Origin of the sequence: Legionella sainthelensi, from assembly GCF_900637685.1 — a bacterium.
GTDB lineage: Bacteria > Pseudomonadota > Gammaproteobacteria > Legionellales > Legionellaceae > Legionella > Legionella sainthelensi.
Window position 1 is genome coordinate 720,901 of sequence record NZ_LR134388.1, and the last position, 13,738, is coordinate 734,638.

The window sequence follows — 13,738 nt, forward strand, 5'->3', positions numbered from 1 at the left end:
TTTTGACCGTCAAATCAAAAGCTTAGTCTAGACTAACTTGATTAAAATACCCCTTTATTTGGGGTAGAGCCGAAAATTTTAGGAAAAACAGATGAACTTTAGCAAATATGTATATCCGAATTATATAATTTTAATACACTGCAGATGCTTAGCTCATAAAAATTGTCTTCTGCAAAAGGGGGCTTTACCCCAACAAAAAGAGTATTAAGGAAAATGGAGCCACATCATAATACATTCATGGTATCACTATAACTTATAATCACTTTATGCTTCAATGTTGACATTTTCTTCAATGGATGAAATAAGCACATAACGAAAAATTAGGCAGTAAATAAGCAATAGAATGACTGCAACTATCCAAGACCATGCAGTGTAATTATAAGCATTGGAAAATACGAAGTAGTTAATATACATTTGAAAAAAATCAATCAAACTGTAAATGAAAACTGAAAACCAAATAACAATACAATATCGTTTGTTCATAAATTTGTTGACAACATACCACAGTAAAAGCAAAAGAATGACAGAAAGACCAAATAAGTAATCAATTTGATAATGCAAAAAAGCACCGATAGCATCTGCTCCGAGATGAAAAATGAGACCGTAACATAGACCTAAAAAAAGATATCGTTGATGCGAAAATTTTAGGGCAATTAAGTAAAAAATCGAAGCAATTAAACCTGAATAGATATGAAAAATATGTAATGTTAAGGAATTTGCGTATCCATTATCAGAACCCACATCAAATGCATGATCAATATCAATCAGATTGGCAAGTAACATACCAAAAACAAGTGATTTAAATGGAACTCTCATCGATGCGTGAGATAACGTAGCTACAATTATAGAAATAGCTGCATGTTGAGCTAACCACATTATTATTCTTTTCTCGATAGTAATTTTCCATAGAATAGCAATAATCGAAATTTAAAGTCTAGAAGGTTGATATTGTACCTTCCTACTTAAGTAAGAGTTTATCCGAAAAATCGATTACAGAACTACTGAGAGAAAATAAAGGCGGGGAATCAACAAAAATGGCCTAGCGCTCCGGAACTTGCGCCCTGATGCAAAAATCTAAAATATCAGATTGGGAAATCTCCTATAACATCATTATACTTATCTTGTGTATCAGCCAAACTTAATTTTGAATAAATTTCCAAAGAGTCTCTTTTCGAATGTCCGGAATATGGTTGTATAGAAGTGTCATCAATATTTTTCTTCTTAGGCCAAGTAAAAAATAATGAGCACAGGAACAATATCGTGAGATTCCCAGACAGCCTTGTAAAAAAGCCTGATTTCTTTTGAAATTATCAAATTGAATGATTTCCAAAATTTGCAGGAGGTGATTACCAATACGTTTAAAAATCGTGGGGCAGAGTTAATCCTGCCTATTGTATTTGATAAGTCTGAAATCGAAGTGCTTCAGTCCTTTTGGAAAAGACATATAAATACACTAGATGAAGTAGCTGAAAAATTACAATTACCTGATCATATACAATTAGTCATTTGAGAAATTAATGATAACTTAAATAAAGTAGTTTCGAGATGAACTATTTCCAAAATGGAAACAGTTGACTCAATGAATTTAAGTTGGAATCAGAAAAATTCTAATCACTTATTTATAAGTGGGGAGGTTTTGTCTGATTTTAATTTTTTTAGCATTTTTCAATCACGGCTGGATCTACATTTAATGTCTGGCCAAATGGGTTGCAAAAGTTTGCCACAGATCATCGACTGCCCAATGGGGAATACCTACTCGGGTTTGGATCCTGCTTACCGCTCTGGCAATGGCTTTATCAGTTAATGGTTCCTCATTTCAGGAGTACTAATCAAGAACGACTCTTACCCATTTCAGGAAGCAGCTATAATCACTCGTACAGCGTCCTAATATGAGTTCGATAATTTTCCAAGTGGCGACAGTCATAATACCCCCTGATGAATAGGGCAATTCCTTAGTTTTAGACTATTCACTCAGTTTGATGAGATAAATCGGGTTCTTAGCTTGAGCAAGTCATACCTCTTAGCACTTTCAAACTACTTCAATTTCAACAGGGGCAATGCCTTTTATACCGAGTTTTTTAGCGGCAGCAAAGGATAAATCAATCAGCCTGTTCGATAAAAAAGGACCTCGATCATTAATCCGAACCACAATCGACCGGCCATTATTCAGGTTTTTGACTCGTACTCGTGTTGCAAGTGGAAGTGTTGGATGAGCTGCTGTCATCGCATACATGTTATAGCGCTCCCCGGTCGATGTTTTTTGATTTCGAGCATGTGAGCCATACCAGGAAGCAACTCCTTTTGCTTTGTAGTGTTTGGCAGACTTCATCACATGATATGTTTTCCCTCGGATCACATAGTGGTCCGGACCATTAGCTTGCTGATGCGCACAAGCAACCAGTAGTATCGGGAGTAAGCCTGTAATGAGTCGTTTAATGGGCAACAAAATCGCATAATAGTTCATAAAGTTATCTTCTACTTCCGCAACAGATATTTACATATAAGTTTTAAATGCTATCGAGATGACCTTTATAAAAAACTTAATTTTAAATATACATAATTAATAGATGACGAGAAACAAAAATCTATCTTGCAAAAAAATCGTCAATGGCAACACATTATTTATTATTTTTCTTCATCATGGATTTTTTTTGATTATATATTTTTTTGATGAACATGTAACAAATTTTTCTGGCTAATCTCTTATCCTATCAAATCGGAGATGTCTCTATCTTCACTTAAAACTATGACCATTTTGACAAAGGAAATGGCATAGATAAAAGGTAATTCCATCTTGTAGCTGCCCATGTTGCCTCCATTTAATCAATATTAACACAATGTTAATTGCATTCATATTGACCTATATGGCTCTGGGCAAATCATGCATAATAGTATTAATTTAATGTTATAGTACACTAAATGAAATTGACGTTATCGATATTAATTTTATTCTTGATTAATAGAAGAACAATGAAATTAAAGTCTTTTGAAATGCTATTCTAATATTATGTCGCCCAAAAAATTTGGAACATCACTGTATTGAGTGTCCCATGCGTGTTACATAATTAGTGCGTGATCTTGTTAGTCGCATGACTATATTTGCTTCTACTTACTCAAAAGGAGTGCTATGCAACTGAATGGGAAATCAGAAAAAGATCCTAGCATGAGTCAAAACGAATCATGGCATACCCTTGAAATCAGTGAAGTTGCGCTACGTCTGAATGTTGATCTGTCTAAAGGACTTAGTGAGCAAGAGGCAGAAACAAGATTAATTTCAGTGGGTATTAATCAAATCCAAAAACAATCTTCACGATCACCTGTACTGGTTTTTCTGGCCCAATTTAAAAGTGCGTTGATTCTTATTCTAATCGGAGCTGCCATACTCGCTACACTAATAGGAAACTTTAAGGATGCTTCCGTTGTCCTTGCGATTGTAATTATTAATGCTTGTGTCGGTTTCTATCAAGAGTACCGGGCAGAACAAAGTTTAGCTGCACTTCGAAAGATGCTTCCAGTGCAGACTCACGTTCGGCGTGGTGGTACGAAACATACTATCAATGCCGAAGCCGTAGTGCCTGGTGATATAGTACTAGTTGAAGCTGGTGACCGACTTCCTGCTGATGGCAGATTGGTGGTTGTAGCCAATTTCGATGTTGATGAGTCGACTTTGACTGGTGAGTCACAACCAGTTAACAAATATGTGGATGCAATGTTTGAAAGAGATCTTCCAGTAGCTGAGCGATTGAATATGGCCTATATGAATACCATGGTCACTCGCGGACGAGCAGAACTTCTTGTCACGTCCACTGGGCCTCACACTGAGATGGGAAAGTTATCGCAACAGTTGGCTTTGACACCAGAGACTCTCAGCCCACTTCAAGTTCAGTTAGACCAGCTCGGCAAACGTCTGGGTGCGATAGCTTTGATATTGATAAGCCTTTTATTTGTATTTCAATTATTTCGTGGCGAGAATGTCACACATGCCATTATTGATGCCATTGCGCTGGCGGTTGCCGCAATGCCAGAGGGGTTGCCTGTGGTTGTCACAGTAACTTTAGCTCTGGGTATGTATCAGATGGCGCGACGCCATGCAATCGTCAAGCGTCTGGCCAGTGTCGAGATCTTAGGCTGCACAACGGTTATTTGCTCCGACAAGACGGGAACACTTACACTTAATCAAATGACTGTGCGGGAATTGTTTTATATTGGCCAGCGATTCAAAGTTACAGGTGAGGGCTACAGTACTTCGGGTGCGGTGCTTCATGAAACACCGAACTCATTGCTGCCTGACATGCAACCACTTTTAGTCCCCTTAGTCGCTTGTAATGATAGTCTTGTTGAGAACGGGAGAGCCATTGGGGATCCGACCGAAGCTGCTCTGCTGGTACTTGTGGCAAAGGCAGGATTTCACCGCGAACGAATTATGACTGACTACCCGCGCATTGCCGAGATACCTTTTGATTCTACCTATAAATTCATGGCTACTTTTCACCGTGTTGGTGGAGGTGTTCGAATTTTTGTCAAAGGAGCACCAGATGTTCTTCTGGCTCGTTGCAGCCATTTGATTAGTGATGATCACAATGATCTATTAGACAACAAGCACAAGAAAGAAATAGAAGAGCAGTATTGCACTATGGCATCTCGCGGGCTTCGATGTTTACTTATAGCTTCCCGTACTTTGGATGCTGAAGAATTTGTTTTATCAGATAATTTATTGGTTTGGATTGGTGATCTCACTTTTATCGGTCTGCTCGGATTACAGGACCCTCCACGAGCCGAAGTAAGGCAAGCTATCGCGCAGTGTAAAGAGGCTGGCATCGCGGTCAAAATGATTACGGGTGATCATAAGGATACTGGCGTAGCTATCGCACATGAACTCGGTCTACAAGGTGAAGCCCTCTCTGGTAAAGAACTCGATCGGTTGGATGATCTACAGCTTGCCGAAGTTATAAACGGTATTACCGTGTTTGCGCGAGTGTCGCCAGCTCATAAAGTGAAGATCGTGCAAGTGCTGCAGAGTATGGGGCATGTAGTAGCGATGACCGGTGATGGTCTCAATGATGCTCCTGCCTTAAAAAATGCGGATATTGGTGTGGCGATGGGGGTCGTGGGTACTGCGGTTGCAAAAGAAGCTGCAACTATGGTGCTTATGGACGACAACTTTTCTACAATTGTTAGTGCGGTCCATCAGGGACGAGTACTCTACGATAATATCCTCAAATTCCTCCGTTTCCAACTCTCCACTACCGTAGGCGCAATTCTGACGGTGTTTTTTGCGCCTATCTTAGGATTACCGGAACCCTTTAATCCAATCCAAATCTTATGGGTCGCACTGATCATGGATGGCCCACCTGCAGTATCTCTGGCCTTAGATGCAGGACGCCCAGGAATTATGAACGATTCCCCACGTAATCGTTTGGATCCTGTACTGCCATGGATGCGTCTGGTACGCATTCTTGTGTTCGGTTTAACAATGATGGTGGGTACACTCGGGGTGCTGTACTACGCAGTCAACAATTACAACGAACAAACAGCATTGACACTTGCTTTTACCACATTTGTACTGTTCCAGTTTTTCAATGTGTTCAATGCACGTGTTGAGAGAGGTTCGACTTTTGGCAAAGGTTTTTTCGAAAATAGAATGTTGTGGCTATCCCTCATTGCTGTTGTTATTCTTCAAGTTCTTGCAGTACACTGGATGCCGGCACAGTCTATTTTTGGCACGTCTTATTTGACTCTTACTCAGTGGTTAATGGCCATTGGCATTGCTTCCTCTATATTAATATTTGAGGAAGGACGTAAAGCCGCAATCAGATGGTTTTTATGAGAGTGAATGTCTCGAAGTGAAGATTTGTAACGAAAGATTGAATACACTTTATGAATGAAATTTATTTTAAGTAATTTCAGGATCTTATTTCGAGTTTTTGTGGATTGTTTGGGGCTTTTTCCTTAATTATTTTTAGAAGAGCGAAAATCATATAAGTAAATTTGTCGCACCGTCGGTGCGACTTTTGTGGATACTGGAGGCCTGATGACTGAGACTCCTAGCCCTTTTGTCTCGTCACCCAGGATGAGCAATCCAACTTACTCAGGTTACATTGGGATAGGGGTATATTAATTAATCAAGCTTGGGTCTTGTTACTGGGTCGGATTTAGGCGCAGCATCACCATATATATAAGAGTTCAATAATATCAGTGTACTTTGTGTTACAGCTAATGCTACTCCTGCCATTTTTATAACGCCCATTAACTGGCTAGGCTCACCAGTATTTGTGTATATTTCCGCTGCTTTGAAAGTAAGAAGCAAAAAACCCGTAACAAATTGTGCTCCTCCCATTAATTGACCCATATAAGAATAAGCAGAATCCTCACCCTTTGCCCTATAATATCGATTGCCAAAAAAACCAATTCCGCCAACAACCAGCCCACCCACTCCGGTGACCACATCACTGTTAATCATCTGATCCGCTTTACTGAGTGCATAGAGAATTGCGGGGCCTTTAGTAGCGATTTGCAGGTTAAATTTAGCAGCACTCTCATATACATCTGCACCTAATTTAGACTCATCTGCATTGGAAATCTTTTCTCGTTTTTCTTCAGCCATAACCACTCCTTGTAATAAAAAAGCTGCATTGTTGTAGCCTGAGTGAGCGCTAGAGGTCAAGTTTTTTGATAATTCTCGTTAAAAAAGTTATTAGGTATGTCACAAGATCCCATGACTTAAATCCTATTAAATATACCTTCCCCCTGGGGACAATTTGTTATTTTCTAGAGAGCTTAATTCTTCAAAAAGCTTTTATGTTTGTTTTTCAATTTGTTTCGAAAAATTGCCTGGAGGAGGAAGGAGTACTCCAGATCAAATTACATCAAAATTGATGAAGAGAATTATGCGAGCTGATGAATATCTATAGGTAGTCGTGATTTCGTAATGCTTCGATTTGTACATAAAGTTCTCTGCGAAGTACAGTACATTAAGTCTTATTAATACCCAAATTAGTTTTTAATTAGAAACTCTCTTGAGCATTGCAATTCAAGAGAGTTATTGAATTAGATGGATGACGAAAGTAGCTTGACTAATGCTTGTGCGCTAGCGGTTGAAGATGCAGGATTTTGACCTGTAATTAGATGGCTATCAACGATAACAAAACTTTGCCAATTAGGTGCTTTTTCGAATAGACCTCCTAATCGTTTCAACTCATCTTCTACGAGAAATGGAACAACTTCTGTGAGCTGTACTTCCTCTTCTTCGCTATTGGTGAAACCTGTCACACGTTTTCCTTTGACTAGGGGAATCCCTTTATAATTGACATGTCGTAGTACTCCTGGTGCATGACATACTAAAGCAACAGGTTTTTCAGAATTATAAAACGATTCAATTAAACTGATTGACGCCGTATTTTCAGCAAGATCCCACAAAGGGCCATGGCCACCTGGATAGAATAGCGCATTAAAATTTTCTGCCTTCACATCTGCAAGTTTGACAGTTTGGGATAGATCTTTCTGAGCCTGCTCGTCTTGCTTGAATCGCTGCATGGCCGGGGTCTGATTCTCAGGTAAATCACTCTTTGGATCAATAGGGGGCTGCCCTCCTTTAGGCGAGGCTAATGTGAGTTCAACACTCGCATCCTTGAATACAAAATAGGGGGCCGCAAATTCCTCTAACCAGAAACCTGTTTTACGACCCGTATTGCCAAGCATATCATGTGAAGTCAGAACCATTAATATTTTCATTCACTTCTCCTTGTAAGAATGCTAAAGATGACAAAGTTCTTTCAGTATAATACACAGTGAAGCTACATTTAATTTATTTACACTAACTAGAAAGTATTTAACGACATCATCACATGAGAACCATAAGAAAGAATTTAAAAAATGGTTCCATACTGTTTCCAGATAAGAGGGTAGTTTCGCTGCTGTTATGCTTCATTAATTTACCGTCTATCAGTTAAATTAAAGGGGCGACAAGTTGATGATCATATTCTAAATACGCCGTAGCTTGAGATTTAAATTCAAAAAATTCGTTTATTCTTATCTCATACAAAGCCTTCATAGCATCTAGTTCAGTATGTCCACCAACTGCCCCAAAGGTCGCTGTCGCGCCATAGTGGTTCTCACCTTTATGTGCAGTAAAATCAATACCTAATTTAGAGTCTATAGCAAACCAATCTTCATATTTACTTGTCCTGTGATTATAAAGTGTCATACTCGATTGTGGCCTAGAGGTAAATTTTGGCGGAGGATTGAAAAGGACATCAGTAGAGCAATATTCATAGACAACACGCATTGGAAGCTTTTTTTGAGCTCCACCAACACCCTTTATCCATTGCTGATTAATAGTATCCCAATCGAGCTCTGGTGCCACATCTAACGGATAGGCACCAATGCATTGAAAATTATTACTTTTACCAAGGCTTTTATGTGCAACACCAGCGGGTATGATGATCACATCTCCTTGGTTAATCATATAAATTGGACCGTTCTCACCACCGAATTGAACCTGACAATCGCCTGAAGTAATCACTAGTACTTCATGTGTATTACTATGGTAATGATGAAAATCATAGATACCGTCTACCCATGAATGGCTCCAATTATTTTGCTCCAATCGAGATTGGATCACTTTTGATGGCTCATTACTGTTTATTAGCGCTTGTTTATAAATTAATAATGGATAATAGGGATTGCCAGGCAAATAATCCTGGAGTGAAATCATTTTTTGTATAATTTCCATAATGCTTCCCCCTGAAATAATTAGATGAACAGTGCTGGTAAATTTATGAGTTGAAAACTCCATTTTTTAAATCATTTTCAAAATCAACTAACCAAGCTGATGAGTATTCTGATTTATAGGTTTTACTTTTTTTTGTTGATAGCCTTGTGATCGTAGTTACATCTTTTAGGGGTTGGACAGATTGGGTGCCCCATTGTATTAAATTATGATCATTTATTTTAAAATCATCTGGAATGAAACCTAAATTGTTGAGTAGGTCTTTAAGTGCTTCTTGTGTGTCTTTCATCATCATGTTTCATTAAGTTATAAAACGCTAGTTTGCAGCGGGTTATTACAAGCCGAGGCAGTAAAAACCGGCGCAAGCAATTGTTTTTATTCAATTTTATTGTAGCGTAAAATCAATTGTGCGTATGAGCATATACCAATTATTTATACTAATATGAGCATAAAAGGACTCTCTTGCTCATGTAAAAACTTTATCTGTTAGCTATACCGAAGCTTTAAGTAGGACAACAGAACAACGACAAGCACTAAAAAGGGTTTCTCCACAAACTGAAACCGTCAACCTGGTAGATCCAGCAGCCAAGGTAATGCAAATAAATAACTCGTTACCTCTATCAGCTCCCTAGGTGGAAAAACAAGCGTACCTTCATTACTTGCCTAAGGCACCTTGTTTATAAAGAAGAAAAGAAAAATGTAATTCCGAGCGCCTTAAAGGAATTTGTTAGCAGCATGAGCAGTTCCGCATAGATCATGAGCTGTCAGCTTTAAGAGCCTTGGTTGTAAAGAATGTTGTTTTTGCAGTTATTGATGACTTCTTAGAGCTGTCCTATTTTGAGCACACTTAGATTATTCCAGATCCTAAATTATTTAGAGTGATCGAGATCAAGTAGATAAGTTGGTCGAATCAATATAATTTCATTAAATCCTCTTAATATAATTCAAAAAAATTGTACGGATTACAAAAAATGTACTTAAATTTTTTAAAGAGCATGGCAAAAGTATGAGTTTATGAAGTCAGGAAGCAATGGAGTCATTATGGCCAATCGAATCTGTTCTGCATCAAGTAGCATTACCCTGAGAGCTCGTATAAAAACTACTCCAGGAACTTTTGGCAAATTAGCTGCAGTTATCGAAAAAGAAGGCGGGCAACTCAATGCGATTGATACGGTTCGTATTGAGGATGGTTATCAGATACGTGATTTTACCATTTTTACGTGCGGTCCAAAACATGCTGAAATCATAGTGAATCAATTGCGTATGATTCCTGAAATCGAGGTACTCCAAGTTTCTGATCGAACTTTTCTTGCCCATCTGGGTGGAAAAATTAGGATTAAAGGTCGTATTCCATTAAAAAACCGAGATGATTTGTCAATTGCTTATACACCTGGTGTTGCACGAATTTGTACTGCTATTTATGAAAAACCGGAAAATGTATTTAATCTGACCATTAAAAAAAATATGGTTGCAGTTGTTTCAGATGGAAGCTCTGTTTTAGGTTTGGGAAATATAGGCCCTTATGCAGCGATTCCAGTTATGGAGGGAAAAGCACTATTGTTTAAAGAGTTTGCCAATGTCGATGCATTTCCCATTTGTCTCGATACCCAAGATGTGGATGAAATCGTTACCGCTATCAAACATATTGCTCCTGTATTTGGGGGAATTAATTTAGAGGACATTTCAGCCCCTCGCTGCTTTGAAGTTGAGGAGCGATTAAAAAAAGAGTTGAATATTCCAGTATTTCATGATGATCAACACGGTACAGCAGTGGTGCTGGCTGCGGCAATGATTAATGCACTCAAAGTGGTTCACAAAAAACTGGAACAGATTAAAGTGGTTATAGTGGGCATTGGAGCTGCCGGTACTGCTTGCACTAAAATGCTACTCAATTTAGGGGTAAAAAATATTATCGGTTGTGATTGTGATGGCGTGCTTTATCAAGGTAAATCAGGATTACACCCATCGCATCAATGGTATGCTGAACATACCAATCCTAATCTTGAAAAAGGGACAGTGCATGAGGTAATCAAAGGAGCGGATGTTTTTATTGGCGTTTCAAAACCAGGAGTTATTACTGCTAAAGATGTAAAAAAAATGAATAAAGATGCAATTGTCTTTGCAATGGCAAATCCCACACCTGAAATAATGCCTGAAGATGCAAAAAAATACGCAACTATCGTTGCAACAGGGCGAAGTGATTATCCTAATCAAATTAATAACGTATTGTGTTTTCCTGGCATGTTTCGAGGTGTTTTAGATTGTATGGCGACTGAAATTAATGAAGAAATGAAGCAGGCCGCAGCTTATGCTATTGCAAATTCTATAGAAGAGCAGCATTTAAGTTGTAGTTACATTATTCCCAGCGTATTTGATACTCGTGTTGTAAAAAATGTTGCTCAAGCGGTTAAAGAGACAGCCATTAAAACAGGGGTGGCCCGTAAATTAATAAAATACAATTTTTAATTTCCATGTAAAATAAACACTATTAAAATAGTGAATACTCGGCTGACTGAAAACATAGGATCAGGTTTCAAACTTATTCCTAATATGATGAGCTATAATTATCAATGTATTACTTCGCATTGCTGTAAAGGGTAACGATGTCATCATCCATAATGGCAGAAAGGTGAATATATGGCATTTATAGAAGCATTTGTAGAGGAAATAGTTCCTGTAGCGCAGCAACGTCTTATTACCATCAGAGATGATGCCCTATTGTTGGAGGCTGCTAAGTTTCTTGATGGTCGACACATCAATCTTGTTGTGGTGTGCGACAAGGATGGCGCAATGGTTGGTATCATTACGCGAACAGATGTTGTTCGTATGATGTCAGTTTGCCAGGGTTGTGGCTGTACCGTTCCTGTTGCAACAGTAATGACTAAAGATGTTATTTATTGTCACCCGACCTACTTATTGCGAGATGTATGGACGACTATGAAAGAGAAAAATCTTTTACATGTCCCTATCGTTGACGAAAATTTCAAACCATTAGGGGTAATTAACGCACGTGATGCTCTTTTAGTGCTTATGGAAAAAGCAGAGTTTGAGAGCTCGCTGTTACGTGATTACGTCATGAACGTTGGCTACAGATAATTTTATCCATACTCTGTGACGATGTGATTGTGAAGCGAGCAGAGTGTTTTCATTACTAAAAGAATAGGAATTACAGCAAATAGAGTTTGCTAGCAACTTTTAAATTCGTCTATTAGGACGACAGGTAGGATTAAAGAGCCAAAAAAAGAGGTCTTGAATGCATTTCTCTATTAATCGTTATCATCCTGCGACTGATACAAAACTTTATCTAAAAGACTATGATTTGGACATGCGAATCGATTTCAGCATGATGGTCCTGGATGTTTTGCAACGAATAAGAGAACGGGAGGGGTTCTGTGCATCAGGTCGTAAAGAAGTTGATGGTTCTGATGAGATGAGTTTTAATGGATTAAATTGTTTGCACATCACTTTCATGTTATCCAGGGTTAGAAAACCATTAATAAGTTTCACTACTATCGCTGATTTAGTAAGGGATTTTACGGTATTTTTCAAACAATGCAGACCGATTAAATCCTATTTACAAAATGACTTTGAACCGCTATTCAAAGAGCGACTTCAAACACCGCTAAGGGAATGAATATGAATGTATCATTTATATTACATCCCATTGCTCCCTTTCGATTGGATTATACCGTTGTCGCATTACGCAGAAGAAATAAAAATTGTGTTGATTGCTGGAATGGCCAATATTATACGCGCGTATTTAACATTGACAATAAGCTTATTAAAGTGATGGTTGAGCAAACAAATAGCCTTAATAATCCAGAGCTTCGAATATCACTTGCCGAACCCACTCATCCGGTGATTCAAGAAAAAATAAAACACCTTATTGAGTTGATGTTGGGTCTAAATAGAGATCTAACCGATTTTTATAAAATGGCTAAAAATGATGCTCGATTAAGCCCATTGGTAGTTCAATTTATTGGGGTCAAACCACCTCGTTTTCCTTCTCTTTTTGAAACCCTAATTAATGCGATTTCATGCCAGCAAATATCCCTTGATGCAGGCTTACATATTCAAAATCGATTAGTTCAACATATTGGCATGAAAATCAATGATAATAATCAAGTGTTGTATGCATTTCCAAGTGCAGAGGATATCGGTCATTGTTCTGTTGCTGAACTAAAAATACTAGGTTATAGCACTCATAAAAGTGAGACAATTATCCGGGTCGCATCAACGCTAAAAGAAGAGCAGCTTTTTTTTAGCCGTTTGGAGGAAAAACCCAATCAAGAGGTGATTCGATTTCTTTGCCAATTTAAAGGGATTGGTCGTTGGACAGCTGAATATGTTCTATTGAGGGGGTTAGGAAGGGTTGACATCTTTCCACGGGATGATATTGGGGCGCAAAATAATTTGCAAAAGTTGTTTCATCTTGAGAAAAAGCTCGATTATAAAAAAACCTCAGAAATTACCGCTCTATGGCATCCTTATGCAGGTCTGGTTTATTTCCATTTACTTTTGCAAAAACTTTATGAGAAGGGAGTACTCCAAAATGCCAAACATTGAACTTAAAAGGATTTATGAGGAACCAAAAAAATCAGATGGATTTAGGATACTGGTGGACAAACTATGGCCTCGAGGTGTTAAAAAAAACGATGCCAATATTGATTTATGGCTTAAAGAGATTGCACCGAGTGACTCGCTAAGAAAATGGTTTAACCATGAGGATCGAAAATGGGCAGAGTTTCAAAAGCGCTACGCAAAAGAATTAGAAGACAAACATGACTTAATTGATTCAATTAAAGAAAAAGCAAAGCAACAAAAAGTAACTCTATTGTTTGCCTCTAAAGAAACAGAACACAATAATGCAGTTGCGTTACTCAATATGATTCTTCATCGCACGCATTAATAAAAAAATATAATAACAATCGAGTTACACGGCTATGCGAGTTGCATAGGATGTCGTGAAAATCCAATAATTCCGAGTAGTCTATAATTAAGTTGAGTGAG

The 13,738-nt window shown here is 38.2% G+C and carries 13 protein-coding genes; 7 read left to right on the top strand and 6 right to left on the bottom strand.

What is annotated here, in order from left to right:
* Positions 1 to 264 precede the first annotated feature (264 nt).
* The gene (locus tag EL220_RS03220) at positions 265 to 876 is read right to left on the bottom strand and encodes a hypothetical protein (protein ID WP_051544741.1); all 612 of its coding nucleotides are present in this window, start codon (positions 874 to 876) and stop codon (positions 265 to 267) included.
* Between the two features lie 466 nt (positions 877 to 1,342).
* Here EL220_RS03220 and EL220_RS18120 point away from each other — a divergent pair, with 466 nt between their 5' ends.
* Positions 1,343 to 1,510, top strand: coding sequence for a hypothetical protein (locus EL220_RS18120; protein WP_155833971.1), 168 nt, complete (start codon positions 1,343 to 1,345; stop codon positions 1,508 to 1,510).
* 519 nt (positions 1,511 to 2,029) lie between these two features.
* Here the strand turns inward: EL220_RS18120 and EL220_RS03235 are convergent.
* On the bottom strand, positions 2,030 to 2,464 hold the full coding sequence (locus EL220_RS03235) for a septal ring lytic transglycosylase RlpA family protein (protein WP_027271437.1): 435 nt from the start codon (positions 2,462 to 2,464) through the stop codon (positions 2,030 to 2,032).
* Between the two features lie 663 nt (positions 2,465 to 3,127).
* Between EL220_RS03235 and EL220_RS03240 the strand changes: the two genes are divergently transcribed.
* Positions 3,128 to 5,827, top strand: a complete 2,700-nt coding sequence (locus EL220_RS03240; protein ID WP_027271438.1) for a calcium-translocating P-type ATPase, PMCA-type — start codon at positions 3,128 to 3,130, stop codon at positions 5,825 to 5,827.
* A gap of 291 nt (positions 5,828 to 6,118) precedes the next feature.
* On the opposite strand, the gene EL220_RS03245 is transcribed toward EL220_RS03240, so the two are convergent.
* The 4 genes from EL220_RS03245 to EL220_RS03260 form a co-directional block, all read right to left on the bottom strand.
* A complete protein-coding gene (locus EL220_RS03245) occupies positions 6,119 to 6,604 on the bottom strand; it encodes a hypothetical protein (protein WP_027271439.1) in 486 nt (161 codons plus the stop codon).
* Positions 6,605 to 7,047: 443 nt separating this feature from the next.
* Positions 7,048 to 7,731, bottom strand: coding sequence for a type 1 glutamine amidotransferase domain-containing protein (locus EL220_RS03250; protein ID WP_027271440.1), 684 nt, complete (start codon positions 7,729 to 7,731; stop codon positions 7,048 to 7,050).
* Between the two features lie 214 nt (positions 7,732 to 7,945).
* Entirely contained in the window at positions 7,946 to 8,731 is a 786-nt protein-coding gene (locus EL220_RS18510; RefSeq protein WP_081779065.1) for a cupin domain-containing protein, read from the bottom strand.
* 43 nt (positions 8,732 to 8,774) lie between these two features.
* Complete coding sequence (locus tag EL220_RS03260; RefSeq protein WP_027271441.1) at positions 8,775 to 9,020, bottom strand: hypothetical protein; 246 nt, start codon at positions 9,018 to 9,020, stop codon at positions 8,775 to 8,777.
* Positions 9,021 to 9,769: 749 nt separating this feature from the next.
* On the opposite strand from EL220_RS03260, the gene EL220_RS03265 reads away from it, so the two are divergent.
* The 5 genes from EL220_RS03265 (at position 9,770) to EL220_RS03285 (ending at position 13,637) form a co-directional block, all read left to right on the top strand.
* A complete protein-coding gene (locus EL220_RS03265) occupies positions 9,770 to 11,194 on the top strand; it encodes an NAD-dependent malic enzyme (protein WP_027271442.1) in 1,425 nt (474 codons plus the stop codon).
* A 171-nt stretch (positions 11,195 to 11,365) separates the two neighbouring features.
* A complete protein-coding gene (locus EL220_RS03270; RefSeq protein WP_027271443.1) occupies positions 11,366 to 11,824 on the top strand; it encodes a CBS domain-containing protein in 459 nt (152 codons plus the stop codon).
* Between the two features lie 157 nt (positions 11,825 to 11,981).
* Positions 11,982 to 12,362 carry a 2Fe-2S iron-sulfur cluster-binding protein gene (locus EL220_RS03275; protein ID WP_051544742.1) on the top strand — a complete coding sequence of 127 codons (381 nt, stop codon included), beginning with the start codon at positions 11,982 to 11,984 and terminating at the stop codon, positions 12,360 to 12,362.
* Positions 12,363 to 12,364: 2 nt separating this feature from the next.
* Positions 12,365 to 13,294, top strand: a complete 930-nt coding sequence (locus EL220_RS03280) for a DNA-3-methyladenine glycosylase family protein (protein WP_027271444.1) — start codon at positions 12,365 to 12,367, stop codon at positions 13,292 to 13,294.
* Entirely contained in the window at positions 13,281 to 13,637 is a 357-nt protein-coding gene (locus EL220_RS03285; RefSeq protein ID WP_027271445.1) for a DUF488 domain-containing protein, read from the top strand. The genes EL220_RS03280 and EL220_RS03285 overlap by 14 nt, the downstream gene beginning before the upstream one ends.
* The last annotated feature ends 101 nt before the right edge of the window (positions 13,638 to 13,738 follow it).

Bases quoted from the DNA above. Each gene is read 5' to 3' on its own strand.
- EL220_RS03235 (WP_027271437.1), bottom strand. From the start codon at position 2,464: ATGAACTATTATGCGATTTTGTTGCCCATTAAACGACTCATTACAGGC.
- EL220_RS03265 (WP_027271442.1), top strand. From the start codon at position 9,770: ATGGCCAATCGAATCTGTTCTGCATCAAGTAGCATTACCCTGAGAGCT.
- EL220_RS03275 (WP_051544742.1), top strand. From the start codon at position 11,982: ATGCATTTCTCTATTAATCGTTATCATCCTGCGACTGATACAAAACTT.
- EL220_RS18510 (WP_081779065.1), bottom strand. From the start codon at position 8,731: ATGGAAATTATACAAAAAATGATTTCACTCCAGGATTATTTGCCTGGC.
- EL220_RS03280 (WP_027271444.1), top strand. From the start codon at position 12,365: ATGAATGTATCATTTATATTACATCCCATTGCTCCCTTTCGATTGGAT.
- EL220_RS03260 (WP_027271441.1), bottom strand. From the start codon at position 9,020: ATGATGAAAGACACACAAGAAGCACTTAAAGACCTACTCAACAATTTA.
- EL220_RS03220 (WP_051544741.1), bottom strand. From the start codon at position 876: ATGTGGTTAGCTCAACATGCAGCTATTTCTATAATTGTAGCTACGTTA.
- EL220_RS03285 (WP_027271445.1), top strand. From the start codon at position 13,281: ATGCCAAACATTGAACTTAAAAGGATTTATGAGGAACCAAAAAAATCA.
- EL220_RS03250 (WP_027271440.1), bottom strand. From the start codon at position 7,731: ATGAAAATATTAATGGTTCTGACTTCACATGATATGCTTGGCAATACG.
- EL220_RS03245 (WP_027271439.1), bottom strand. From the start codon at position 6,604: ATGGCTGAAGAAAAACGAGAAAAGATTTCCAATGCAGATGAGTCTAAA.
- EL220_RS03240 (WP_027271438.1), top strand. From the start codon at position 3,128: ATGCAACTGAATGGGAAATCAGAAAAAGATCCTAGCATGAGTCAAAAC.
- EL220_RS03270 (WP_027271443.1), top strand. From the start codon at position 11,366: ATGGCATTTATAGAAGCATTTGTAGAGGAAATAGTTCCTGTAGCGCAG.